Origin of the sequence: Salinicoccus jeotgali (assembly GCF_039538805.1) — a bacterium.
Lineage (GTDB): Bacteria > Bacillota > Bacilli > Staphylococcales > Salinicoccaceae > Salinicoccus > Salinicoccus jeotgali.
In genome coordinates, this window is record NZ_BAABCK010000060.1 from 1 (window position 1) to 23,509 (window position 23,509).

Below are 23,509 nucleotides of genomic sequence, written 5' to 3' on the forward strand. Positions count from 1 at the left end.
ATATCTGTTGTAAACTGAGTCATAGGGGAGGCCTCTTTTCTATGAATTGGTTGTGGTGACTTAATTCTACAAGAAAAGGGCTTCCTTTTTCTATTTATTCATTTACACAAGATATTTTACGCTCTCTTAATGGATTCAAAATTAACAAATAGATTCTTAGACTTTTTTGAAGGTATTAATAAGTTAGGATTCTTAAGTTCTAATGCTTCTGAAATTGTAAAGGAGTATTTTAGAAATAACAAAAACAAATACATAAATAAAATCAACTATTATGCAGATAATCATTTTAATCAAGAGCTATATCAAATATTATTGTATGTAGTCGAGTTTGATGTCAAAAGGCTATTGGTAAAAAAAGACTTATTAAGCCTAATAAGCGAAAACATAGATGATTATTCATTAATATTGATTACGATGATATATTTAAAGAAAAAGAACTGTAGCATGAACGACTTAATCGCATCCATAGATAGATTATTAACTCAAACACATGAATATTATCCGGCAGGTAATATCAGAATGGCTGAGAGGTTTTGGCTATTTAGGTATTTCTTTTACTATTTACAAGTTAGAGGAATTATTGCTAAAAAAGATATTAATTCGTATTGCAAAAAAATGAAATATAAATCTGGTAAAAAAGGTTATGAAACCGAATTAAATTGGAAGTATATAAGAAATAATCCGAAACAAAACAATATAGATGGCTTTTTTAATGAACTGCTGGAAAATGAAATATGGTTGGTGTATTGTGGAGAAAATGATGATTTCTCACATTTACCAATGAAATAATATGTCTTGTGGTTTTATGATCATATGGCGCAAAATTTACAGAAGCCAAACTGCTTAATGCAACAACCTTGTTGACAAATGCCGCTGGAAAAGAGCATAAAATGAAGTGAGGTGATGATTTGGTTAAGGGCAAAACGATAAATGGACTAATGCGTACATTAAGGGATAAACACAATATTGAAGTAGGCGGCAGCAAACATAAAAAAGAATTACTTAATATGGGGTACTTCCATGGCTATAAGGGCTACAGGTTTATAAAGAAATCTTCAAATAAAATTCCATATACCCATTTTGATGAAGTGATTGCAATTTATGAATTTGATATGAAACTAAAATCTCTCTTTTACCCCTATATAATGCAAATAGAGACGGCTTTTAAAAACTATACTTTAAATAAAATTATTGACTACGGCTCTGCTGACTTTGACTATATATTCTCAAATTTATTAAATGATTATAAGAAACATTCGGTTGGCGGGAAAGATTATAAAAAGAAAATGAAGAGCAGATTAGACCTTAAGAGTAAGGTACATAATGCCATTAGCTATAACTATAATAGCAACAAGCCTGTGATTCAACATTATTTTCATAATAACAACTCTGTTCCGTTATGGGCGATTTTTGAAGTAATTAATTTGGGGGAATTTGGCTTTTTTATTCATTGCCTTAATCAAGGTGTAAGGATTGAAGTTGCAAAGGAATTAGATGTACATAGCACATCACATAATCAAAACGGCAGAATTGTAGAAGATATAATTTTTTTGGTGAAGGATCTTAGAAATGCAGTAGCACATAATGCTGTTATATTTGATTGCAGATACAAAAACAGTAATCCTCCATCAAGATTGATTCAATTTATCCAAAATGAAACAAATATAACGGGCATTACTTTTGAGCATATTATCGATTATTTGATTATTCATGTGTATTTATTGAAGAAAATAGGTATTCAAAAGACAGAATTAAAACGATTGGTGCGTTCATTCACACTTGTTTCAGAAAGGCTACGTGAAAATATTCCAATACCTGTATACACATCGATAATGGGATCCGATCTACGGAAAAAGGTCGTGGAGCTAAAAAAGTTTATTTAAAATAGAATCCTTTACGTATATTTTTGAATATGGTATCATATAACTATAGTTAATCGCGGTGTACAGCTTCGGCTTACACTTAAGGGAATCGGATGCGTCCGGTTCCCTTTTATTATTGATACATATTTATTTTTAACTGCTTTATAAAACCTGTGGATAAATACACGTATCATACAAGTAGCACACAAAGGTGCCTGCAAGCCTTGATTTTACTGCCTCCCTCAGTTCTCAAAACGTTAATATTAATTTACAATCCCTTCAACCATTTAAGGTTGGAGGGATTTTTATATTTACTTCTTTATTCTTTACGAGCAGTTAAAATAACCCTCCATTTTTGTATATACGTTTAAGGATGAATAAAAAAGGCTATTGCTATATATGATAACAGCATACATTATATAAACAAAGGTAAGGAAGGGATACAATGAAGGCGGTAACATTCCAAGGTAAGAAATCAATGGTTACAAAAGACGTGGCGACACCGGATATACAAGATAACAAAGATATAATCGTCCGTATCACTGCAAGTGGCATCTGCGGATCAGATCTTCATCTATACCATGGGGGGGTAGTCCCAGAAGAAGATTACGTCATTGGACATGAACCGATGGGTATCGTGGAAGAAGTGGGTTCTGAAGTCAAGAACTTGAAAAAAGGCGACCGTGTGGTCATTCCGTTCAATATCGGTTGCGGAGAGTGCTTCTTCTGTAAGAACCAGATGGAAAGTCAATGTGATGAATCGAATCCTCATGGAGAAGTGGGAGGACTATTTGGCTTTGCCGAGCCTAATGGGAATTTCCCGGGGGGCCAGGCAGAGTACTTACGCGTACCATATGCCGACTTCACTTCATTCAAGGTCCCCGAATCCAGTGAATTGAAAGATGAGCAAGTGATGCTGCTCTCTGACGTACTGCCGACGGCCTACTGGAGTGTGGAGCACAGCGGCATGAAGAAAGGCGACACTGTCATCATATTGGGTTCAGGGCCAATTGGACTAATGGCGCAGAAGTTTGCATGGATGAAAGGTGCTGAACGTGTCATAGCTATAGACCAGGTGGATTACAGGCTCAAGCATGCTAAGAAAACAAACAATGTTGAAACATTCAACTTCAAAGATAATGAACAAATCGGCAAGCTTCTCCATGAAGAGACAAAAGGCGGGGCGGATGTTGTCATCGATTGTGTCGGTATGGACGGCACAGTACCACCGAATACAGAATTCGGATCAGAGTTGGATAATCAGTTCGGTACAATCAGCCCGATAGTAACCGCTTCGCAGTCTGTAAGGAAATTCGGCACAGTACAACTTACTGGCGTCTATGCATCAGAAGCCAATGGCTTCCCGCTTGGCGATTTCTTCACACGAAACGTATCGCTCAAGATGGGTCAGGCTCCTGTCATCCACCTCATGCCTGAACTTTATGAGAAGATTGAGAATAATGAATTCGACCCGACTGACATCATCACCCACAAGATGGACCTTGATTATGCAGGAAAAGCATACGATATCTTCGACAGGAAAGACGACGACAGCATCAAGATCATATTCAAGCCGTAATTCGATGAATGACGATATCGTTTAACAGTACGACCTTAAAATAATTCGCACTATGTCAAGTATATCAAAGGCATCCGAAACAACTGGAGGGAGAAATATTTTCTTCAGTTGCTAGGATGTCTTTTGATTTATAGCCAGAAAATGTCTGAAGCTTCATCAATGGGGGAAAGATGATAGTGTAGAAAAGAAAGGGTGAGGACGTATGGCATTTGATTACGATATGGATTTTGATTCTATCGACTTCAGGGAACAGCCTGAATTATATCGGGTCGGCAGGGGAGAGCAGGGCGTGCTGATGGTTGAACCTTACAAGAGCGAGATATTGCCCCATTGGCGCTTTAAAACGCCTGATATCGCAAAAGATTCTTCTGAAAAAATATACGCTATGTATCTGGATTATAAAAAGTCAGGTGATTTCGTCGGGATGGATATGTCGCGAAAATTTCTGCAGATGGGATATACTCGTGCGCGTCGATATGCAAATTATAAGGGTGGACGTAAATATGATGAAGACGGCAATATAAAGGATAGAGAAATAGATTCTGAAAAGGCGGAAGCGGCTGCAATTTTCGAAAAGAAGTGGATAAAGGTTCGGGAAGATGAAGAATATCTTGCACTTAAAAAAGAACACCAGAAAAAGTATGGATGATGATCACAATGAAGAAGGCAGCGCAAGAAGACATGTTGGGCATACGCGCTCTGATATAATGGAGCCAAGGAGAGTGACGCCATGAAAGTACTCGTTGATGCAGATGCATGTCCCGTAAAAGATATCGTGATTGAATCAGTCGCCCGCAAATCTATACCGGTCGTGCTGGTATCCAGCTTGTCCCACTATTCTCCAAAAGACCTTCCGTCCCACGTTGAGAGCATCTATGTCGAAGCGGGGCCGGATGCGGCGGATTTTCGCATTGTAAAATTGGCTGAGGGTGAAGATATAATTGTTACCCAGGATTATGGCTTAGCTTCGTTATTGCTGCCTAAAGGTTGTACAGTCATTCATCACAAAGGGTTTATGTATACCAATGATAATATCGACCATCTTCTTGAGACCCGTTATATGGGTGCTATGATACGAAAAGGAGGCGGCCGTACGAAAGGTCCTAAACCTTTATCCAAAGAGGACCGTATGGCATTCTCCGAGCTGTTTCTTCAAAAGATTGAACATTTGGCTATAGAGTAGATGACTATACTAACTTAAAAAATTTATGAGTAATATCAAAACTGATAAAACAAGGAAGGATGAATATAGATGGATGTTAAATTTCCAATAGGTAAATTGAGTGTGCCCGATAACGTGAACAAAGAGAATGTTGACGAGTGGGTTGCTCAAATTGAAACGTACACCAAACGTCTGAGAGAACAAGTGGATGGACTCACGGAAGAACAGCTGGAGAAGACATATCGTGAAGGTGCCTGGAATGTGCGCCAATTGGTCCACCATATAGCAGATTCCCAGTTGAATATGTACCAGCGTCTAAAACTGGCCTTAACGGATGACGCGCCTAAAGTACCGGCTTTTCTTCAAGAGGAGTGGGCAACTCTGCCTGATATGAATCTTCCGGTGGAAAGTTCAATCAAAATGTTGGAAGGCATGAACGCGCGCATTGCTTCAATCGGACGCGACCTCACCAAAACTCAATTAGATCGTTATTTTGTACATGATACCAATGGGAAGATAACAGTAGCCACAAAGATGGCAAAGCTTGCCTGGCATGAAGAGCACCATCTTGCACACATCAAAATAGCACTATCCAAGTGAATCCGGAATAGTTGATTATAAAGTAAGGAGGGGTGAAATGGATATCGATTTTCAATATATACACACAAATAATATTGACCTGCATATGGCTGTGGCGGGTCCAGAAGAAGGTGAACTGGTAGTCTTACTCCATGGCTTCCCTGAGTTCTGGTACAGCTGGAGGAGACAGATACGTGTATTGGCCCAGGCGGGTTACCGGGTGATCGCCCCTGACCAGCGCGGATATAACAAAAGTGATAAACCTGCAGGAGTCGGGGCATATGCCATAAATATCCTTAAAGAAGATATAATTGGGCTCATCGATCACTTCAACAGGGATGAGGCGGCGATTGTCGGACACGACTGGGGTGGTGCTGTGGGATGGCATCTCGCAAGTATCAATCCCGAGAGGGTAAAGTGTTTTACCGCAATCAATATGGCCCATCCAGGCGTATTTCCAGAAGTCATGATGGCTAAGCCCACCCAAATACTGAAGAGTGCCTACATGCTCTTTTTCCAGCTTCCACGTCTTCCAGAATTCATTATGAGTTCTAGAGACTATAGTAACCTGGAACAAATGTTGAAAGTGACGAGTAAAAAAGGTACATTTTCCGATAACGAGCTTGGCGCCTATAATATTGCCTGGTCTAGGCATAACGCGTTGAAAAGTATGTTGAATTGGTATCGGGCGATACCCCATAGTATAAAAAGCATCGACAAGAAATCCAAAGTGGAGGTGCCTGTAAAAATCATCTGGGGCAGTTCAGATCAATTTCTTTCGCAGCGGCTAGCAGAGGAGAGCCTTAAGTATACCCATAGTCAAAGAGTGGTATGGGTGAATGGCGCTACGCATTGGGTCCATCAAGAGTACCCTGATTTCGTCAATGAACAGATATTGCAATTTCTAGATGAACATAAGTAAGGAAAGTAATCTTTTGTCGTAACCGTCTGACTTCATGTCAGGAAAATGTAAAAAAAGCCAGGCCCCATGCTTATATTTAAGCATGGGGCCTGACGTTACTGATTTTCACCATTCATTCGGAAAGAAGACGAACAATCTTCAAAATCCCTGTTGTGACTAAAGCTGTTTCTTCAGCTCCAGTTATCAAACTCTTTTTGGGAACAGAATACATAATGTCCGTTGCCGAAGTCCCTGAGTGTCACTTCTTCATCTTCACTGTAATTATGCTGGCTGGCATCATAGTCCACCCTTTTCCTCTTTTTCTCAGTACGAGGATCAGGTTGGGGAACTGCCGAGAGCAATGATTTCGTATAAGGGTGGATCGGGTTATTATAAAGATCGGACGCCTCTCCAACTTCGAGGAGTTGCCCCATATACATTACAGCGATGCGGTCTGATATATACTTGACCATCGATAAATCATGGGCAATGAATAGATAAGCAAGTCCGCGTTCTTCCTGAATTTCTCTCATCATGTTGACGACTTGAGCTTGAATGGACACATCAAGCGCGGAGATCGGTTCATCAGCTATTATCAGTTTAGGATCAAAGCTGAGGGCACGTGCAATACCGATCCTTTGACGTTGGCCTCCTGAGAATTCGTGAGGATACCTATTGGCATGTTCACGGTTCAAGCCTACTGATTCGAGCAGTTCATATATCTTTATGCGACGTTCTTTCTTGTCCTTATATATGCCGTGGATTTCATATCCTTCGGCAAGAATTTCAAAGACAGTCATCCTTGGGTTGAGGGAAGCATATGGATCTTGGAATATCATTTGCAGTTCCTGGTTGAATTTCTTTTGTTCCTTAGTGGACAACTGATCTGTATGCTTACCATTGAATATGACTTCGCCACCGGTCTTCTCATAGAGCTTGATGATTGTTCTGCCTGTAGTCGATTTACCACAGCCAGATTCTCCAACAAGGCCAAGGGTCTCACCCGGCATCACATGGAAAGTAATATCATTTACAGCTTTAAGCGGATTGTTTTTTGCACCAAAGTATTTTTTTAAGTTCTTTACTTCAAGTATGGGTGCTGTCATCAGTTGTCACCCCCTGTGTATTGAAGATATCTGTTTTTAATGATGTCTGGTATTTCTGATTCCGGTGCATCAGGATGCAGCCTCCATGTTTTAGCGAAATGCTGATCATTTACTTTGAACATAGGTGGGTTTTGTTCATAATCTATTTTCATGGCGTGTGGATTCCTCGGTGCAAACGCATCTCCCTTTGGAGGGTCTGTCAAGTCTGGCGGTGAACCTTCTATAGTACGTAATTTTTGTTCCCTATCTTCGTTCAAGTCGGGCATAGATCCCAATAGACCCCATGTATAAGGGTGTTGTGGGTTATAGAAGATATCCTCTACCGTTCCCACTTCAACTATTTCGCCAGCATACATTACTGCTACACGATCAGCAACATTGGCTACAACTCCAAGATCGTGTGTGATGAATATGATTGATGTCTGGGAATTTTTTTGAATTTCTTTCATCACATCAAGTATTTGAGCTTGGATAGTTACGTCAAGAGCAGTTGTAGGCTCATCTGCGATAAGTAGTTTTGGATCGGCTGCAAGTGCAATCGCAATGACGACACGCTGTCTCATACCACCCGAGAATTCATGTGGATACTGATTGAGACGCCTCTCTGGCATTGGAATGCCTACCATCTTCATCAGTTCAAGTGCACGCTTTTTAGCATCGTTCTTAGAGATTTTCTGGTGTTTCAGCATCACTTCTGTAATCTGCTTACCTATTTTCATAGTCGGATTTAAAGAAGTCATGGGATCCTGGAAAATCATGCTTATATCTTTCCCTCTTACTTTTTCCATCTGTTTCTCAGAAAGATCAAGCAGATTCTTATCATCAAAAAGTATTTCACCACTGGAATAGATGGCAGGAGGTTGTGGGAGCAACTTCATTATGGCCTGGTTTGTGACACTTTTACCTGACCCCGACTCACCGACAATCGCTAGCGTCTCTCCCTTATATACATCGAAGCTTACTCCTCTAACTGCATTTACAGTACCTGCGTAAGTTGAGAAATCTACATGCAGGTCTTTCATTTGGAGAACTGGTTCATTCATCAATATCACTTCCTTAACTTAGGATCCAAAGCGTCTCTCAGTCCATCGCCAATCGAATTAAATGCAAAGATTGTCAAACTGATAAATAGCGCTGGGAAAAATAGTCTCCAAGGTGCGTTCGCCAATGCCGGATAGCCATCGTTGGCCATAGTACCCCAACTGGCTAGTGGCGCAGGTACACCAAGCCCCAAATAACTTAGGAATGCTTCTGTGAAGATCGCATTCGGTATTGTAAGTGTCATCGTAACGAGTATGGCGCCAAGTGCGTTGGGAAGTAGGTGCCTTCTGATCAAATGGAGATTTTTGGCACCAAGTGTCCTGGCGGCAAGTACATACTCCTGGTTCTTCAGTTTAAGTATCTCCGAGCGTGTAATACGAGCCATGTTCACCCAACCTGTCAGAGACAATGCAATGATCATAGGAATCAGCCCAGGCTGCATGACAACAAGGAGTATGATGACAACAAGAAGATACGGAATAGCTGTTAGGATATCAGCGATACGCATCATAATTTCGTCAGTCCGTCCGCCTTTCAAGCCAGCGATGGCTCCCCAGGCTACACCGATTATAAGGTCGATGATCGCGGCTGCGAAACCGATGAATATTGAGATTCGAGCCCCAATCCATACACGTGTGAATATGTCACGTCCAAGATCGTCAGTTCCAAACCAATATGTGCCGTTTGGAGAAACATTGTAATCTCCATTCTGCTGTCTATAGGAGAATTCTGAAATCATGGGTGCGAATATGGCACCGAGAATAATGAGGAAAAGTGTGACAAATCCTACTAGCGCCAGCTTATTTCTTATGAATCTTCTGGATACTTCTCCCCAGAAGGAAATCGACTTCTTGGCAAGTATTTCTGTTTCGTCGGAACGTGTACCGACAACTTCAAAATCTGAATCGTTGAGTTTCGGAATATCTTTATTTGCCACCTGATTTTCCTCCTCTCAGTTTGATGCGCGGGTCGATAAAGCTGTAAAGAATATCAACTAATAATACAGCAAGAAGCAGGATGATAGAGTAGAAGACCGTCGTACCCATTATTACTGTATAGTCACGGTTTGTGATACTCGTAACAAAATATTTACCCATGCCAGGGATTGCAAAAATCTCTTCGATGACGAAACTGCCGGTAATGATTCCTGCTGTGAGCGGAGCCAAATATGTAACGACAGGCAATAATGCATTTCTTAGGGCGTGTTTGAAGACGACCACCCATTTTGATATGCCTTTTGCTTTAGCCATTTTGACATATTCACTATTCGTTTCTTCAAGCATGCTGGAACGTGTCAGTTTGGCTATAAATGCCATAGGCGTGGAAGCTAAAGCCACGGCCGGCAATATGCTGTATAGGAAACCTTCCCACCCTGCGATAGGGAACCATCCGGCTTTTAGGGCAAGGTAATACTGTAGTATCGAGGCCATTACAAAGGATGGTACTGATATACCGATGACGGCTATTACGCTCATCAGGTAATCTGGCCACTTGTTATGGAATAGTGCAGCAATGGTACCGATCAATACTCCCATACCGACTGCAATGAACATGGCTTCAAGTCCAAGTGTCATTGAAATTGGGAAGCCTTCTGCGATCATATCGTTTGTTTCACGATACCGATATTTCATTGAAGTACCAAAATCGCCTTTAACTGTATTTACCAGATATTCTCCGTACTGAACATACCATGGATCATCGAGACCATATTTTTCATTCAGACTTTCCTGGATGGCTGGGGGCACTGTCCTTTCTGAAGCGAAGGGGTTTCCTGGAGCCAAGCGCATCAAGAAAAATGTTGCTGTGATAATTATAAATAAAGCAATGATGATGTATATAAGGCGCTGACCAATATATTTGACCATCTTTAGCGCTCCTTCCTCAAAAATGACAGGTGAGTATATTTATACTCACCTGACAGTGTATTTCTTATCTTATGAAGTCTATTCTTCGATGTCTACGTATTTCAATTGTACGTTACCAAGTGGGTCTGGTGTCATATTCTTAACTTTATCTTCATGCACCGAGAGGTTCGTGTAGAAATATATCGGTGCAATCGGGAAGTCTTCCATGAAGACACTTTCAGCTTCCTGTAGCATTTCTGTACGGGCTGCTTCGTCTGTTTCTTCTGATGCCTGGTCTAGAAGGTTGATGTATTCTTCATCTGTCCAGCCTGTGTTGTTGTTACCTTCTTCTGTTTTGAAGATTTCAAGGAAGTTGACAGGGTCGTTGAAGTCGGCGAGCCAGCCGTAACGGCCAACTTGGTGTTCACCGGCGTCAAGTGCTTCAAGATAGACTTGCCACTCTGAGTTATCGAGTGTGACATCGATTCCCAGGTTCTCTTTCCAACCTTGTTGTACGAACTGTGCAATAGCAGCGTGCGCTTCACTTGTATTGTAGGAGAGTGCAATGCTGAGTTCGGAAGGGTCTTCCATACCGAGTTCTTCAAGTCCAGCATCAAGAGCTGCTTTTGCATCGTCCATGTTACCTGGTTCAAAGTATTCTTCAGGATCTTCAAAGCCTTCCATTGTCAGAGGTACGAGACCTGTTGCAGGTTCTTGTTCACCTTTAGTGACGTTGTTGATGAGCCCTTCACGATCGATGGCGATTGTGAGCGCCTCACGGATATTTTTGTTCTGCATGATTTCATCTTGTGTATTGAATACATACATATAAGTACCGGCTTGGTCGCTGACATTCAACGTACCATTGTCCTTAAACTTATTAAGAGCATTCAAATCAATTGAGTTGAACGGTGAGCCGAGATAGTCAAGATCTCCGCCTTCGTACATTTTAAGTGCAGTGGATTCACTTTCCACCATGTCGATGTTAACTGTTTCAAGCGCTACATTTTCAGAATCCCAGTAATCCTCATTCTTTTGAAGGACAATTTCATCTGAACTTGTGAAGCTTTCCAGATTGAATGGTCCATTTCCAATATAGTTCTCACCATTTGGATCCGTGTGCCAATCTGGATTTTCTTCTGCCATCTTAGAGTTGACAGGGTAGTAAGTGTAGAAGGCCGTCAATTCATCAAAGTAAGGTGTCGGGTTGACCAGTGTTACTTCAAGTGTCTTTTCATCAACTGCTGTAACTGCTACATCTTCTGCAGAGCCTTCGCCTGAGTTGTATGCTTCAGCACCTTCTATGTAGTACAGTTGATATGCATAGTCTGAAGCATTCTCAGGGTCAAGTGCCCATTTCCAGGCATATTCGAAATCATCTGCTGTAACAGGGTCACCATTGGACCATTGAGCATCTCTTAAAGTATACGTATACGTTTTTTCATCTTCACTGACCTCGATATTCTCAGCCATGGCAGGCTCAGGGTTACCTTCAGGATCGAGACGTGTCAAGCCTTCAAAAACACTTGCCATGATTGCACCAGAAGTCGTATCAGTCGCGAGTGCTGGGTGGAAAGAAGGTGGGTCTGAAGCAATCGAAAGGTTGATGGTTTTACCATCTGATCCTTCGCTGCTGGAACTGCCTTCTTCGCCGCCACCATTTCCGCTGTCGTCTCCACCGAAGTTACATGCGGCAAGGACGAGTGTCAAAGTCAGGAAAAGCAATAAAGCCTTAAAACTTTTCATACAATTCACTCCTTTTTTATTATTCTAATTATACTGCTAATTACAGGACTATTACAACACTACAATTGTGTAATATGACAAACTTATCAAATGCACCCTCATTTGAAAACGTTTGCTTTTAGTATTATCTATAAATTCAATCAAGTTGTCAAATTTAAAATAATTAAAAATTAAAACCTCTTGCAGATGAGCACTTTACTTTTGAAGACTATACTTTTAAAAAAAGGGTATGGACAACGATACAGAAAATAAATATGGGAGAGGTGCTAAGATGAAGATTCTATTGACCGGAGCTTCAGGATATATAGGCGGCAATCTATTAAAGAGTCTTAAAGAAGATAATGAAATAGTCGCAGTGTCGAGAAACACATCTAACAAAAAGAATGAAGAGAATGTAACTTGGAAGGAAGCGGATCTTTATTCGCAGATAGATATTGAAGAAGTGATGGAGGATATAGATATTGCGGTGTATCTCGTACACTCGATGCAGCCTTCGTCAAAGTTGTCTCAAGGAAAGTTTAAGGATATGGATGCGATTCTAGCCGATAATTTTGCGTGGGCTGCTAAACAAAAGGGCGTCAAGAGAATCATTTACCTAAGTGGAATCATACCAGAAGATGCTCATTTATCGGAGCATCTATCGAGCCGCCTTGAGTGCGAGGAGATTTTGGGGGCTTACGGAATCCCTGTAACAACATTGAGGGCGGGGCTTATAGTAGGTCCGAAAGGATCATCTTTCCCAATCTTGCATAATCTTGTCAAACGGCTGCCAACGTTGATATTGCCTTCTTGGGCATATAATCGTACGCATCCTGTTGCATTGAAGGAGGTCATCGAGGGATTAGGCAAAATCGTCAGACGGGAACCAAAAAACAATGAATCCATCGATATAGGCGGACCTGAAGAGAAGACATATAAGCAGCTATTTGAAGAGACAGCTGAAGTGATGGGAAAAAAACTGCCGATGGTTGATGTGCCGATCATTCCTATAACTTTGTCGAAACTATGGGTAAGACTCATTGCCCAGAAACCTAAAGAAATGGTCTATCCTCTGTTGGAAAGTCTATCCCACAGCATGGTGATGCACGATGAAAATCGCGTTGAAGGCATTTCAGACGCCAAGACGACATTCAAGGAGAGCGTGCGTATTGCGCTTGACGACGAAATGGATACTGCCGGATTATCAAGACCGGAAGTGATAAAAAAACAGGATCTTGAGAAAAATGATGTGAAATCCGTACAGCGCATTCGGATTCCCGCCAAGTGGTCGGTTGACGATGCTGCTGACTATTACATTAATTGGCTATCAAGAATCGGTGGCAAATTCATTACGACCCGGGTGAGAGATGCCGAAACATCAATCACCTTACCTTTCTTCAAATCTCCAATCCTTGTCCTTGAGCGTTCCAAAGAACGCTCTTATGAAGATCGCATCCTTTATTATATTAAGGGAGGAAAATTTTCTCAGGAGCGGCAGGACGGGCGTGCTCGCCTGGAATTCAGAAGAATTCTGGACTCGAATGAAGTGCTCATCGCCATCCACGAATATGAGCCAACCTTGCCATGGTATGTCTATACGCTGACACAAGCAAAGGTTCATCTGCTTGTCATGAAGGCATTCGGACTGGAGACAAGGGTGCTTGCGAACATGCTGGACTCGAGATATGCCAAATATGCCTCAAGTCCAACATCGAGTTAATATTAAACAGAAAGCACGTAGTCAGAAGTATTGATTACGTGCTTTCTATTGCAGTCTGTCCGTATTATGGGACAGTGAGCAATCAATCTTAGCAGCAGCTATGAATATGATATTCTAGACGGGAAAGGATGATAGCATGTCACAACAAGTGTTCTTGAATGACACACAAATACCGATAAAGGATTATAAACTGGAAAATGAAGGTGGCCAACGACGCTTGACGGTAATCTTTAATGTCACCAGCAAAGATTATCATGATATTGCAGTGCTGTTATACGAGCGGACTTTCGATATCAAATTGCCTTCCGAATCTTTGGATTTCAAGGGAACGATAGTAAATTATTCGACTTCACTGGATAATCTATATGAGCCAGGACAAACTGCAGAATACCGTGTCACGCTACAAGAGGTTGCATAGGGGGAGACAAGTTATGAGACTGAGTATTTTGGACCAGGCTCCAATTTCTGAAGGCCAATCTGCAAAAGAGGCCTTGGAAGCATCGTGCCAACTGGCCCAAGTCGGAGATGAATATGGGTTCAATCGATTTTGGGTGGCTGAACACCACGCTCTACCTAGCCTGGCCTCCAGTACGCCGGAAGTGTTTTTGGGATATGTAGGGTCCCACACGAAACAAATAAGAATCGGATCAGGAGCCACATTGCTCCCATACTATAAACCTTACAAAGTGGCAGAAAATTTCAATATGCTGGCAACGCTATTTGAAGGGCGAGTAGATCTCGGTATCGGTCGGGCACCAGGCGGACCATCTGAAGCATCTGAAGCCTTGACGGACGCCTTTTTACCCCAAGTGTTCAAAATGCCGGAGCTGGTGGATGAATTGATCGAGCACAATCAAAATGCCACTGCTAATCCGCCTGCTAATCCGCTTCCAGCTGTTCCACCATCTTTGTGGATGCTTGGCACCAGCCCCAAGAGTGCAACTTTTGCAGCAGAAAAAGGGCTGTCCTATTGTTTTGGTCAATTCATGAGTGATGAAGACGGATCAGAAGTGGTGAAACAGTATAAGAAGGAGTTCCAACCACGGGATGGTCAGGACTGGCCTCAAGCAATGTTGGGGATATCAATCGTTTGTGCGGATACTTCGGAAGAAGCACATGAAATCGCCGACAGCTGGGTTGTATGGCAATTGATGCAGTCGGAGGGTGCAACAGAAAAAGTGCCGTCTTCTGAAACGGCACGTGCGTATATGGATTCAATGGAAGACCCCGCAAAAGTTGAAGCGGCTAAGCAGAAGATGATTATCGGTGACCCGACTGATGTTGTGGATGAGCTTGAAAGGCTTCAGGAATCCACCGGAGTCGATGAATTCATAATCATCACAATTACGCATTCGCCCGAAGATAAATGGAAATCCTATAAACTCATTTCAAAGGAAGTTAAAAATAGATAGTTGTTTTGACTTTATATTTGTTTTTTAGGTTCAGAGACTTTCCAGTTGTTTGAGCAATGCATCACCAGCATTACCACCAGAGATGACAAAGCATATATCATCATCAGCATTCACTTTTAACTGCTTTGAGAGTATGGCGGCAATTCCGATACAGCCCGAAGGTTCTGCAAGGATCTTGCCCTCCATCAGCATCAATCTGGTAGCCGACAGCAGCATTTCCTCCTGGACATTTAGCATGCCATCGGCATGTTTCTGGATGACCGGGAAATTTTCAATGCCTGGCTGATTAGTGACGAGTGCATCTGCAAGGGTATGCTGGTCTTCGACCTTTTTTCTCTCACCTGCTTTCAGGCTTACGGTGTAACGTGGTACGGAGGCAGGCTCGGCTCCATACACCTTAATGTTTTCCATGACAGGTTTGACAGCTGAAAGGATGCCTCCAAGCAAGCCGCCCCCGCTCGTCGGCACTATTATTTTGTCGATGTTCGGCGATGCGTTTATAATTTCAGAACCGACAGTTCCCTGTCCTGCCATAATATCGGCATCGTCATAAGGGTGAAGCAGTGTATAACCATGTTTTTCAGCTAGTTCCTCACTGATGGTGAAGCGTTCTGAGACATTGCATTTGATAATGTCCGCACCATACTGTTCGATAGAGTGAACCTTGAATGGCGATGCGGTATCGGGAACAACCACAGTTGCTTTTATGCCTAGTGATTTTGCAGCATATGCCACCGCCTTCCCATGATTGCCGGATGATGCGGTAATGATGCCTTTTTCCTTATCCCTAGAAGACATCTTCAATATTTTGTTCATGGCTCCACGGAATTTGAAGGACCCTGTAATCTGCATATTTTCCAGCTTTAAATAGACTCGGCATCCTAAAGCTTCATCAAGTGCCCGCGCTCTGATGAGGGGCGTTTCAGTTATATGCTCTTGTATTCTTTTTGCTGCATCGTCAATCATTTGAATTGTGACCATGGTTTCAACTCCTCTCTTTTGCTCCATTATACGTGGGCGGATTGAATCAAGGAAATTAAAATGTAAAATCATCTAGGTTTCTGCAATTGCACGACATCTTCGACGGGAAGGGTTTTGTAAATCTTTTCATGTAAATCGCGCGCCATATATCAAGCGCTTATGGCCCTTGATAAAAGTGATGATGAAACTGGTAAACAGTCGCACTGTCTAATCAGTGACCAAATATTTCTAGCCCAGAAAGGATGAGTGGATGTATAAGGAAGTGTTATTGGCAATAGATGGCTCCGAGAATAGTCGCAGAGCGGCGGAAGAAGCACTTCATCTTGCAGATGGTAAAACCCGGATCACCCTCCTCCATGTGATGGACCCTGATGATAACCAGGGGGACATAGTAAGGTCGACGAATGAACGCGCATGGAATAAAAAAAAGAAGGATGAAGTGTCTTCCATCATTGCATTCTTCGACAGGGAGAATGTGGGACATAAATATTTGACGCGCCGCGGCCTGCCCGCTAAAGAAATCATTAAAGAAGCTGAATTGGAGGATTATGAGCTTGTGGTCATAGGTAGCAGGGGGTTGAGCAGATTCCAGGAGATGGTGCTTGGCAGTGTCAGCCACAAAGTGGCTAAACGTGCAGAAATCCCTGTAATGATCGTCAAATGAATACTCCCGATCTAAAGTTGCCATACAGGCGATACCTTATCGTAGCCCCTTCAATAAGTGGCTTTCTTTGACATGAAAGGCTTTTCATAAGGTATGATGGTTATGCTTTCGAATGTAAATAATGGATGAGGTGCAAGGGATGAAGGGTAAAAGCATTATTTTCTTTGATATTGACGGAACTTTGTTGGATCATGATAAAAAGCTGCCGTCTTCAGCCAAGCAGGCAATCGCGGAATTGAAGAAAGCGGGTCATATCGTTGCAATCGCAACAGGGCGTGCTCCATTTATGTTCAAAGAATTGAGGGAGACACTCGGCATCGATACATATGTCAGTTTCAATGGTCAATATGTCGTCCTCGAGGGTCAGACCATATATAGAAACCCCCTCGACTCAAAAGCGTTGGAGGCTCTGACGGAAGACGCCCTCGGCAATGACCATCCGGTCGTCTATCTGGATGAAGAAGATATGATGTCGAACGTGCCTGAACATGAATATATCACAGAAGGCATTTCGACACTGAAGCTCGGCATGATGCCTGGTCATGATCCCACATATCATGAGACACGAACACTTTATCAGACGCTGCTCTTCTGCCCGGAGGGTGAGGATGCACAGTATGAAGAAAAGCATGTTGCATTCGACTTCATCAGATGGCATCCGGTCAGCATTGATGTCTTGCCGAAGGGCGGATCAAAAGCGCTCGGCATCGAAAAAATAACTACCCAATTGGGGATTTCTGATGAGAATCAGTATGCATTCGGAGATGGTCCGAATGATCTGGAAATGTTGAGCGCCGTCCATCATAGTGTAGCGATGGGCAATGCGGCCGACGAAGTTAAATCGTATGCCAAGTATGTCACTAAAGATGTGGATGAGGATGGTCTCCTCCACGGCCTGAAAATGGTAGGGCTTATAGAGTAGAAGAACTGCAGGCTTTTGCCTGCAGTTCTTTTTTTGTATCGAATATTGATGACCATCAATTTTTAATCAGCCGGCAGCGTCTATAATAAGAATTAAGCAAGGCGCCGGCAATTAAAAATAAAACAGAAGAGGTGGCAATTATGACGAGGTGGCTAAATAAGCATTTGAACCAAATGATGTATGTTTCTGGAGCATTGATCATAGTGGGAATAATATTCAGGGTGGCGGGGTATGCCGAAATAATGAATATGACATTCATTGCTGCAACGATTGCAGCAATCGGTCCAATCGTCAACAAAGCATGGATGGCACTCAGGATGAAAAGTTTCAGCATAGAACTCCTCATCACCATTGCAGTAATTGGGGCGATGTTGATACAGGAATACACTGAAGCGGCAATTGTAACATTCTTGTTCCTGTTTGGCGCATATTTGGAAAAAAGGACTCTGAACAAAACAAGGGATTCAATTCAGGCACTTGTAGATATGGCGCCTGCAACGGCAACTGTGTCAAGGGACGGACAGGAGCACGAAGTTGATGTCGATGAGGTGGAGGAGGGGGAGAGAGTAATCGTCAGACCCGGGGGTAAAATACCAGTTGACGGCATCATATCAAGTGGCCAGGCACACATCAATGAGTCTGCCATAACCGGAGAATCGAATCTGAGGTTCAAAAATGAAGCGGCTGAAGTGTTTAGTGGGAGTGTGCTAGACGAAGGTTATATTGAACTGACGGCAACTAAGGTCGGAGAAGATACAACATTCTCTAAAATCATTGAGCTGGTAGAGGAAGCGCAGGAAAGTAAGAGTGGCACGGAAAAGTTCCTGAATAAGTTTGCCCAGTACTATACGCCAGCAATCGTAGTGCTCGCGGTGTTGGTTTTCATGCTTACACGAAACCTGCATCTCGCCATCACCTTTTTGGTCATCGCCTGTCCAGGTGCATTGATTATCGGAGCTCCTGTAGCCTACGTTGCAGGTATAGGCAACGGTGCTAAAAATGGTGCACTCATCAAGGGTGGCGAAATTATAGATAACTTTGCAAGAATTGACACAGTGATATTTGATAAAACAGGTACTTTAACTGAAGGACGCCCTTCAGTATCAGATATCATGGTATTTGATGATACGGATCGAGACAAGCTCCTTGAACAGGTTGCGAATATTGAAATGGTCAGTGAGCATCACCTTGGACAGACAATCGTCAAAGAGGCGAAAAAACGTTCACTGAGCGTGGACATGGAAGATGTAACTGATGCAGAAGCATGGAAGGGCAGAGGGGTCACCGGGAAATATCGGGGAGATGATTTTGTCATCGGCAACCTCAAACTGATGGAGGATTATGGGGTGAATGTAGGGCTGAGAACTAAAGAAAATTACATCAAACAACAAAAGATGGGTAATACAGCGATATTTGCAGCAAGGAATGGTGAAGTCGTCGGGATCATATCCATCATGGACCAAATCAGAAGAGATGCTTTTGAAGCAATCACAACTTTGCGTGATAAAGGGGTAGGGAAGTTGGTCATGTTGACGGGTGACAACGCATATTCTGCTGAAAAGGTAAGCGGTATACTCGGTTTGGATGAATATCATGCAGAATTGATGCCCGATGATAAAATGAGGTATATAGAGAATGAAAAAGAAGCGGGCAGGCGGGTGATGATGGTTGGTGATGGCATCAATGATGCCCCAGCGTTGGCATTTGCAGATGTTGGAATCGCCATGGGTCACGGCGGTACGGATATCGCAATGGAGACAGCAGATGTAGTGTTGATGGGGTCAAGGATGGAACAGTTGGCTCATGGATTTACGATCTCGAAAGCAACTTATAGAGTTATGCTTCAAAACACAGCGATTGCGTTGCTGACGGTGGCGTTGCTGCTTGGCGGAGTACTTTATGGATATATCCATCTCGCCTCTGGTATGCTCATACATGAAGTCAGCATACTGCTTGTCATACTGAATGCAATGCGTCTGAGAAAATTGAGGGAGCGCAGCCCGAAAGTTGCACAAATGAAAGAGAGCATGGGTTAGGAGGCATTATGTAATGGAACAACACGCCAATCATAAGATGTGTGTCAGGAAAGTCCCGATTTTCAACCATCTTACCGATAAGGAAATGGATGAAGTATTCAACCAGGTCAATTCAAAAACTTACAAAAGGCAAGAGCATCTTTATATGGCAGGAGACCCCGAAAACGCTCTGTTTGTCCTTCATCGCGGAAAGATTCGTATATACCGTCTGAACGAAGAGGGCAAAGAACAGTTGATCCGCGTCCTCATGCCGGGAGACTTTACCGGTGAACTGGCTCTTTTTGGGGGGGAGACAATGCATGACTCCTATGCTGAAGCAGCAGAAGATTCGAAAGTATGTGAGATTCAAAAGAAAGAATTGTACACGCTTCTTAAGGAGTATCCAGAGATCGGAATCAAAATAATAGAACGATTTTCTGAACGCTTGAGTGAAGTCGAACAACAGGCCACCAATATTTCATTGCTTAGCAGTGAAGAGCGGTTGATTGAATTCATACGGACGGATGTGGATGAGAACGATCGTTTGAAGCTATCGATGACGAAAAAGGATCTGGCGTCCTACTTGAGTATGCAGCCTGAGACACTGACCCGGCTATTCAAGAAATTGGAACAAGACGAGGTATTGGAAAGGGTCGACCATAAAACCTACAATCTGTTGGACTACAGCATACTGTAAGAAGTTTATAGACGGTGGACCAGGGTATATTTAATAATGATATCAATCAGGAAAGGTGATTATTAATGGCTAATTCAGATCGTAAACAGGAAGTAAGAAATGCACTTAATCTGCAAGTCGCCAATTTTACAGTGTTATGGACTAAGCTTCACAATTATCATTGGTACGTTAAAGGAAACAACTTCTTCTCATTACACGACAAATTTGAAGAGTTGTATGACACTGCAGCAGAATATGTGGATGAGCTTGCAGAGCGTCTACTTGCTATTGGTGGGGAGCCTATCGGCAAACAATCTGAAGCAATTGAGAAGGCAACTGTAAAAGAAGCAGAATATGATATAGAGGCTAATGCGATGGTCAGACAGCTTGTCCAGGATTATGATAATATCATCCAGGAGCTTGATGAAGGCAGAAAAGTAGCCGAAGAAGCGGGAGATGACCGTACAGCGGATACTTTCATTAGCATGACTACGGATATAGAAAAAAATAATTGGATGCTTAAATCATTCTTGGGTAAAGAGGTTAAGCAATAGCCACAAATCGGATAATCAATATGAAGAAGCACCCCATGGGTATTGTGCAAACAATCCATAGGGTGCTTCTGTCTTACGAAATGACCAAATTAGGGCACGCCGAATCATTAAATTAAAGCATGGCGAGTATTACTAGTATGAATCACTTGAGACATTCTTCTTCTTCGCAGCTTCTTTTGTATTGTATTTCCAAGCTTCGTCCTTGTCGATCATCTTTATTACAGCATAGACGGTCAGGAACTGTAGAAGTATGATCGGTAATCCCATCATACCGGAAACAATTTCAAGAGGAGCGAGGCCTCCGATTTGCATGAGCACAAGGGCCAATCCTGTAATGACGATGGCAATGAATATCCTTAGGAATTTAGACGGATCCTGTTTACTCATGTCATTCTTGCTTGTATAGGCAGCAATTGTAAACGTTGTAGAGTCGAGTGTCGTAGTAAGGAAAATCATGGCGATGATGATATAGACGACCATCACTATGCTTGAGAATGGCAATGTCTGAAGGATATCAGGTATTATTTGCACCGCTTCCTGTTCGCTTGCCAATGCCAATACATCGAGTTCTCCGTTCAGTTGGCTGTAGACTCCAATGCCTCCCAATACTCCTGTAGCGATCCAAGAAAGTAATGTCGGTGCGAGAAGATAAGTCAGGATCATTTCCTTTATCGTTCTTCCCTTGGATATTTTGGCGGCAAAGATACTGTGGAGCATCGCCCAAGTAGAGCTATATGCAATCCAGAATATCATGTGGTCACGCATATGCGCAGATTGTTCCACGGCTAATGAATCTGTAAAAAAGGAATAGGCGAAATAATTATTCAGTAGATGGCCAACCGTGTCTGTAAAATAATCAAAGATGAAAACGCCCGGACCGATGATCAATATGAATACTGCAAGCAACCCTGCAAGGTACATGTTCGCCACGCTCAACCGCTTGATGCCTTTCTCGATGCCGAGGTATGCACTGAGCGAGAACAATGATACCCAGATGATGGTGACAATCATGGTCATGGTGAATGTCACTTCCATATCAAGAAGGGCAGCCAGGTTGGATGTGATGATCGGTGTGCCCAACCCTAGCGTGACGGCAGCACCTGAAAGGATGCTGACAAGGAAAAGTATATCTATAAGTATACCGCCGATGCCATCAGTGAATTTATCTCCAAAGATGACGCGTGTCGCTTCTGAAATGCGCATCATCGGTCGTTTCTTTACGTGGATGATATAAGCGACTGCAGGAGCAGTCATGACAAATATGGAGAAGATCTGGAAGCTCCACATGTACATTGCATAGGCGTTACCCCATAATAGGGCTTCATTGGAACCAGCTTCTATACCGAAAGGGGGATTGTTTGCAACTTCGGCCCACTGTATCATACCAGTTCTCATTATGGTGGAACCGAGTCCCATTGCAATCAGTATTGAAGCGTAGGATAATAATGAAAACCGCGGCTTCTCACCAGGGTCCCCCAGTACGACTTTTCCGTATTTTGAAAAAGAGAGATAAAGGCCAAGTCCGAAAAGAATGGTGGCATACCAGATGTAGCCCCATCCGAACGATGCTATAATCTGATTAAAAATACCGTTGAGTATTTTTAAAGATTGTGACTCATAGAATGAGAAGGGTATGCTTATTGCAATGATTAGTAAAATGGAAGGTAGAAATATTTTCCAATCGATCGCCCTCCATCCAGTGAGTTTTGGTTTGTTCGACATTTTATTTTCCTCCTCGTCATTAAATTGTTACACTATATACATGCGTAATGCATATGTAAGCAGTGTAACATATTTTCAATCCCCAAAATGTTTTGTAGTACAATAAACGTTATGAAGATAATATAAACTTGAATGGAGAAATGAATCATGGATGAATCCAACGACCAAGCACTATCCTTGAAATTATACGTTATACTCCACCACGCTTTCCATGCCTTGCAGACTGAAGCTTTCAGGGATATGCGGAAGCATGGTTTGAAACCTACAGCTTTTGCGGTACTTGAACTGTTGTATAGTAAAGGTCCCCAACAAATTCAGCATATTGGGGAAAAAGTATTGATTTCCTCAAGTTCAATTACGTATGTCGTGAATAATCTTGTACGAGAAGGATACGTTATGAAAGAGCAATACAGTGGCGATCGGCGCATCACTTATGCCAGCCTGACGGAAAATGGTCAAGAATTGATGAAACACACTTTTCCGGAGCATGCGAAGCGTCTTGAGCAGGTGTCCGGGGGACTGGATGCAGAAGAGAAGGCTCAGTTGATTGATTTACTGAAGAAGTTAGGTAAGAACGCCAGTGGCTGATATGAAATCCATAGTAAGGGGGCGACATGAATGTGTCGTCCTTTTTTGTGCTCAATTCGCCAAGTTTTAGGGCGCATCATATTGTTTCACAGGAAACATCCCCTTCAGTAATTCAGTATTTCTGTAAGTTCATCCAACCGTCTAACTATATAATCAGGGGCATAAGAATGCGGGTTCGTATGGTTGTAAGGGTTGAACCAGCATGTGTCTATTCCGCTATTGATGCCTCCTTTGATATCTGATGTCAACGAATCGCCGATGATGAGTGCTTCATCATGCCTAAATTCTGGAATATTCATAGCTACATGATCAAAAAAAGCCTTCATAGGTTTGATTTGACCCCCTCCAGGTTTACAGATGAAATAAAACATCTGTAAACCTGGAGGGGGTTCTTTTATGACTGACAAATATTATTCATTTGAAGAAAAGCTGAAAATGATTCAGGAATTGAGGGTA

24 protein-coding genes are annotated in these 23,509 nt (G+C 42.4%); 16 read left to right on the top strand and 8 right to left on the bottom strand.

The genetic code is table 11. The features are described from left to right. The first annotated feature begins 129 nt into the window (after positions 1-129). From ABD734_RS08745 to ABD734_RS08775, 7 genes are all read left to right on the top strand, one after another. Entirely contained in the window at positions 130-789 is a 660-nt protein-coding gene (locus ABD734_RS08745) for a hypothetical protein (protein ID WP_344703422.1), read from the top strand. 119 nt (positions 790-908) lie between these two features. Continuing rightward, positions 909-1,883 carry an Abi family protein gene (locus ABD734_RS08750; protein ID WP_344703424.1) on the top strand — a complete coding sequence of 325 codons (975 nt, stop codon included), beginning with the start codon at positions 909-911 and terminating at the stop codon, positions 1,881-1,883. A 424-nt stretch (positions 1,884-2,307) separates the two neighbouring features. Beyond that, a complete protein-coding gene (locus tag ABD734_RS08755) occupies positions 2,308-3,441 on the top strand; it encodes an alcohol dehydrogenase catalytic domain-containing protein (protein ID WP_344703426.1) in 1,134 nt (377 codons plus the stop codon). A gap of 202 nt (positions 3,442-3,643) precedes the next feature. Further along, complete coding sequence (locus ABD734_RS08760) at positions 3,644-4,090, top strand: DUF4385 domain-containing protein (protein ID WP_344703427.1); 447 nt, start codon at positions 3,644-3,646, stop codon at positions 4,088-4,090. Between the two features lie 81 nt (positions 4,091-4,171). Continuing rightward, on the top strand, positions 4,172-4,624 hold the full coding sequence (locus ABD734_RS08765; protein ID WP_344703429.1) for a YaiI/YqxD family protein: 453 nt from the start codon (positions 4,172-4,174) through the stop codon (positions 4,622-4,624). Positions 4,625-4,693: 69 nt separating this feature from the next. Then, on the top strand, positions 4,694-5,203 hold the full coding sequence (locus ABD734_RS08770) for a YfiT family bacillithiol transferase (protein ID WP_344703431.1): 510 nt from the start codon (positions 4,694-4,696) through the stop codon (positions 5,201-5,203). Between the two features lie 37 nt (positions 5,204-5,240). Further along, positions 5,241-6,104: an alpha/beta fold hydrolase gene (locus ABD734_RS08775; protein WP_344703433.1), complete on the top strand. Its 864-nt coding sequence runs from the start codon at positions 5,241-5,243 to the stop codon at positions 6,102-6,104. 170 nt (positions 6,105-6,274) lie between these two features. Here the strand turns inward: ABD734_RS08775 and ABD734_RS08780 are convergent, their stop codons facing one another. The 5 genes from ABD734_RS08780 to ABD734_RS08800 form a co-directional block, all read right to left on the bottom strand. Further along, positions 6,275-7,189 carry an ABC transporter ATP-binding protein gene (locus ABD734_RS08780; RefSeq protein ID WP_344703435.1) on the bottom strand — a complete coding sequence of 305 codons (915 nt, stop codon included), beginning with the start codon at positions 7,187-7,189 and terminating at the stop codon, positions 6,275-6,277. Next, on the bottom strand, positions 7,189-8,232 hold the full coding sequence (locus tag ABD734_RS08785; protein ID WP_344703437.1) for an ABC transporter ATP-binding protein: 1,044 nt from the start codon (positions 8,230-8,232) through the stop codon (positions 7,189-7,191). The genes ABD734_RS08780 and ABD734_RS08785 overlap by 1 nt, the downstream gene beginning before the upstream one ends. Before the next feature lie 5 nt (positions 8,233-8,237). After that, positions 8,238-9,152, bottom strand: a complete 915-nt coding sequence (locus tag ABD734_RS08790) for an ABC transporter permease (RefSeq protein ID WP_344703466.1) — start codon at positions 9,150-9,152, stop codon at positions 8,238-8,240. Positions 9,153-9,156: 4 nt separating this feature from the next. Continuing rightward, a complete protein-coding gene (locus ABD734_RS08795; protein WP_344703439.1) occupies positions 9,157-10,095 on the bottom strand; it encodes an ABC transporter permease in 939 nt (312 codons plus the stop codon). Between the two features lie 78 nt (positions 10,096-10,173). Further along, a complete protein-coding gene (locus ABD734_RS08800) occupies positions 10,174-11,820 on the bottom strand; it encodes a peptide ABC transporter substrate-binding protein (protein ID WP_344703441.1) in 1,647 nt (548 codons plus the stop codon). A gap of 271 nt (positions 11,821-12,091) precedes the next feature. Between ABD734_RS08800 and ABD734_RS08805 the strand changes: the two genes are divergently transcribed. The 3 genes from ABD734_RS08805 to ABD734_RS08815 all read left to right on the top strand — a co-directional run bounded on the left by ABD734_RS08805 (position 12,092) and on the right by ABD734_RS08815 (position 14,931). Beyond that, positions 12,092-13,519, top strand: coding sequence for an NAD(P)H-binding protein (locus tag ABD734_RS08805; protein ID WP_344703443.1), 1,428 nt, complete (start codon positions 12,092-12,094; stop codon positions 13,517-13,519). Positions 13,520-13,655: 136 nt separating this feature from the next. Next, positions 13,656-13,937: a DUF3219 family protein gene (locus ABD734_RS08810; protein WP_344703445.1), complete on the top strand. Its 282-nt coding sequence runs from the start codon at positions 13,656-13,658 to the stop codon at positions 13,935-13,937. Positions 13,938-13,950: 13 nt separating this feature from the next. Continuing rightward, positions 13,951-14,931: an LLM class flavin-dependent oxidoreductase gene (locus ABD734_RS08815; protein WP_344703447.1), complete on the top strand. Its 981-nt coding sequence runs from the start codon at positions 13,951-13,953 to the stop codon at positions 14,929-14,931. A 30-nt stretch (positions 14,932-14,961) separates the two neighbouring features. Here ABD734_RS08815 and ABD734_RS08820 read toward each other — a convergent pair whose 3' ends face one another. Next, positions 14,962-15,912 carry a threonine ammonia-lyase gene (locus ABD734_RS08820; protein WP_344703449.1) on the bottom strand — a complete coding sequence of 317 codons (951 nt, stop codon included), beginning with the start codon at positions 15,910-15,912 and terminating at the stop codon, positions 14,962-14,964. 250 nt (positions 15,913-16,162) lie between these two features. Between ABD734_RS08820 and ABD734_RS08825 the strand changes: the two genes are divergently transcribed. The 5 genes from ABD734_RS08825 to ABD734_RS08845 all read left to right on the top strand — a co-directional run bounded on the left by ABD734_RS08825 (position 16,163) and on the right by ABD734_RS08845 (position 20,743). Beyond that, positions 16,163-16,576, top strand: a complete 414-nt coding sequence (locus ABD734_RS08825; protein WP_344703451.1) for a universal stress protein — start codon at positions 16,163-16,165, stop codon at positions 16,574-16,576. A gap of 139 nt (positions 16,577-16,715) precedes the next feature. Then, the gene (locus ABD734_RS08830) at positions 16,716-17,498 is read left to right on the top strand and encodes a Cof-type HAD-IIB family hydrolase (protein ID WP_344703453.1); all 783 of its coding nucleotides are present in this window, start codon (positions 16,716-16,718) and stop codon (positions 17,496-17,498) included. A gap of 140 nt (positions 17,499-17,638) precedes the next feature. Further along, the gene (locus tag ABD734_RS08835; protein ID WP_344703455.1) at positions 17,639-19,534 is read left to right on the top strand and encodes a heavy metal translocating P-type ATPase; all 1,896 of its coding nucleotides are present in this window, start codon (positions 17,639-17,641) and stop codon (positions 19,532-19,534) included. A 13-nt stretch (positions 19,535-19,547) separates the two neighbouring features. After that, entirely contained in the window at positions 19,548-20,210 is a 663-nt protein-coding gene (locus ABD734_RS08840) for a Crp/Fnr family transcriptional regulator (RefSeq protein WP_344703457.1), read from the top strand. Between the two features lie 65 nt (positions 20,211-20,275). Next, positions 20,276-20,743 carry a Dps family protein gene (locus tag ABD734_RS08845; RefSeq protein ID WP_344703459.1) on the top strand — a complete coding sequence of 156 codons (468 nt, stop codon included), beginning with the start codon at positions 20,276-20,278 and terminating at the stop codon, positions 20,741-20,743. Positions 20,744-20,875: 132 nt separating this feature from the next. Here ABD734_RS08845 and ABD734_RS08850 read toward each other — a convergent pair whose 3' ends face one another. Continuing rightward, positions 20,876-22,465: a BCCT family transporter gene (locus ABD734_RS08850; RefSeq protein WP_344703461.1), complete on the bottom strand. Its 1,590-nt coding sequence runs from the start codon at positions 22,463-22,465 to the stop codon at positions 20,876-20,878. A 147-nt stretch (positions 22,466-22,612) separates the two neighbouring features. Between ABD734_RS08850 and ABD734_RS08855 the strand changes: the two genes are divergently transcribed. Next, on the top strand, positions 22,613-23,053 hold the full coding sequence (locus ABD734_RS08855) for a MarR family winged helix-turn-helix transcriptional regulator (protein WP_344703462.1): 441 nt from the start codon (positions 22,613-22,615) through the stop codon (positions 23,051-23,053). A gap of 104 nt (positions 23,054-23,157) precedes the next feature. Here the strand turns inward: ABD734_RS08855 and ABD734_RS08860 are convergent, their stop codons facing one another. Then, positions 23,158-23,379 (bottom strand): HAD hydrolase-like protein, encoded by a 222-nt coding sequence (locus ABD734_RS08860; protein ID WP_344703464.1) that lies wholly within the window; start codon positions 23,377-23,379, stop codon positions 23,158-23,160. Between the last annotated feature and the right edge of the window lie 130 nt (positions 23,380-23,509).

What these genes read in the sequence shown, in the direction of transcription:
- ABD734_RS08850 (WP_344703461.1), bottom strand. Translation starts at nt 22,465, where the DNA reads ATGTCGAACAAACCAAAACTCACTGGATGGAGGGCGATCGATTGGAAA.
- ABD734_RS08770 (WP_344703431.1), top strand. Translation starts at nt 4,694, where the DNA reads ATGGATGTTAAATTTCCAATAGGTAAATTGAGTGTGCCCGATAACGTG.
- ABD734_RS08845 (WP_344703459.1), top strand. Translation starts at nt 20,276, where the DNA reads ATGGCTAATTCAGATCGTAAACAGGAAGTAAGAAATGCACTTAATCTG.
- ABD734_RS08745 (WP_344703422.1), top strand. Translation starts at nt 130, where the DNA reads ATGGATTCAAAATTAACAAATAGATTCTTAGACTTTTTTGAAGGTATT.
- ABD734_RS08785 (WP_344703437.1), bottom strand. Translation starts at nt 8,232, where the DNA reads ATGAATGAACCAGTTCTCCAAATGAAAGACCTGCATGTAGATTTCTCA.
- ABD734_RS08840 (WP_344703457.1), top strand. Translation starts at nt 19,548, where the DNA reads ATGGAACAACACGCCAATCATAAGATGTGTGTCAGGAAAGTCCCGATT.
- ABD734_RS08805 (WP_344703443.1), top strand. Translation starts at nt 12,092, where the DNA reads ATGAAGATTCTATTGACCGGAGCTTCAGGATATATAGGCGGCAATCTA.
- ABD734_RS08795 (WP_344703439.1), bottom strand. Translation starts at nt 10,095, where the DNA reads ATGGTCAAATATATTGGTCAGCGCCTTATATACATCATCATTGCTTTA.
- ABD734_RS08775 (WP_344703433.1), top strand. Translation starts at nt 5,241, where the DNA reads ATGGATATCGATTTTCAATATATACACACAAATAATATTGACCTGCAT.
- ABD734_RS08815 (WP_344703447.1), top strand. Translation starts at nt 13,951, where the DNA reads ATGAGACTGAGTATTTTGGACCAGGCTCCAATTTCTGAAGGCCAATCT.
- ABD734_RS08835 (WP_344703455.1), top strand. Translation starts at nt 17,639, where the DNA reads ATGACGAGGTGGCTAAATAAGCATTTGAACCAAATGATGTATGTTTCT.
- ABD734_RS08780 (WP_344703435.1), bottom strand. Translation starts at nt 7,189, where the DNA reads ATGACAGCACCCATACTTGAAGTAAAGAACTTAAAAAAATACTTTGGT.
- ABD734_RS08810 (WP_344703445.1), top strand. Translation starts at nt 13,656, where the DNA reads ATGTCACAACAAGTGTTCTTGAATGACACACAAATACCGATAAAGGAT.
- ABD734_RS08800 (WP_344703441.1), bottom strand. Translation starts at nt 11,820, where the DNA reads ATGAAAAGTTTTAAGGCTTTATTGCTTTTCCTGACTTTGACACTCGTC.
- ABD734_RS08820 (WP_344703449.1), bottom strand. Translation starts at nt 15,912, where the DNA reads ATGGTCACAATTCAAATGATTGACGATGCAGCAAAAAGAATACAAGAG.
- ABD734_RS08830 (WP_344703453.1), top strand. Translation starts at nt 16,716, where the DNA reads ATGAAGGGTAAAAGCATTATTTTCTTTGATATTGACGGAACTTTGTTG.
- ABD734_RS08825 (WP_344703451.1), top strand. Translation starts at nt 16,163, where the DNA reads ATGTATAAGGAAGTGTTATTGGCAATAGATGGCTCCGAGAATAGTCGC.
- ABD734_RS08765 (WP_344703429.1), top strand. Translation starts at nt 4,172, where the DNA reads ATGAAAGTACTCGTTGATGCAGATGCATGTCCCGTAAAAGATATCGTG.
- ABD734_RS08755 (WP_344703426.1), top strand. Translation starts at nt 2,308, where the DNA reads ATGAAGGCGGTAACATTCCAAGGTAAGAAATCAATGGTTACAAAAGAC.
- ABD734_RS08760 (WP_344703427.1), top strand. Translation starts at nt 3,644, where the DNA reads ATGGCATTTGATTACGATATGGATTTTGATTCTATCGACTTCAGGGAA.
- ABD734_RS08855 (WP_344703462.1), top strand. Translation starts at nt 22,613, where the DNA reads ATGGATGAATCCAACGACCAAGCACTATCCTTGAAATTATACGTTATA.
- ABD734_RS08860 (WP_344703464.1), bottom strand. Translation starts at nt 23,379, where the DNA reads ATGAAGGCTTTTTTTGATCATGTAGCTATGAATATTCCAGAATTTAGG.